Source organism: Klebsiella sp. MS 92-3 (genome assembly GCF_000195655.1).
Taxonomy (GTDB): domain Bacteria; phylum Pseudomonadota; class Gammaproteobacteria; order Enterobacterales; family Enterobacteriaceae; genus Klebsiella; species Klebsiella pneumoniae.
Genome location: NZ_GL882872.1, coordinates 6,911 through 7,323, shown reverse-complemented (window position 1 = coordinate 7,323; position 413 = coordinate 6,911). Strand labels below are relative to the sequence as shown.

The 413-nt window shown below is 60.0% G+C and carries 1 protein-coding gene; it reads left to right on the top strand.

Going from position 1 to position 413, the window contains the following annotated elements; translation table 11 throughout:
- Positions 1-153: 153 nt before the first annotated feature.
- Positions 154-393: a DUF333 domain-containing protein gene (locus HMPREF9538_RS00655; protein WP_004176548.1), complete on the top strand. Its 240-nt coding sequence runs from the start codon at positions 154-156 to the stop codon at positions 391-393.
- The last annotated feature ends 20 nt before the right edge of the window (positions 394-413 follow it).

The window sequence follows — 413 nt, the reverse complement described above, 5'->3', positions numbered from 1 at the left end:
GGGCGAGGGGGAAAAACTCATTGATTATGGAATGATCTGTTCTCTGGTCAGTTCGAGAACAGGGGCTACTCTACGGGGGAAAAGTGCAGGCAAGATGGAGAAAACGTGGAGATTCAGGCTAAAATCCCCGGGCATTCAGGAAAGGGAGGAACAATGAAAAAGCTACTGGCTATTCTGCCACTGGTATTAGCCGGCTGTGCCCAGCCGCAGCCCACTGCGCCGACGAAAACCATCGGCATGCCCAACCCCGCGGCGGTATACTGTCAGCAATCCGGCGGCACCCGGGTGCCGGTGCAAACGCCGCAGGGCGTCAGCACCCAGTGCAAACTACCCAGCGGCGAAACCCTCGACGAGTGGGCGCTGTGGCGCCGGGATCATCCGGCTAAATCGTAACCGGCAGGGGCGCCCCCCCC

Bases quoted from the DNA above. Each gene is read 5' to 3' on its own strand.
- HMPREF9538_RS00655 (WP_004176548.1), top strand. From the start codon at position 154: ATGAAAAAGCTACTGGCTATTCTGCCACTGGTATTAGCCGGCTGTGCC.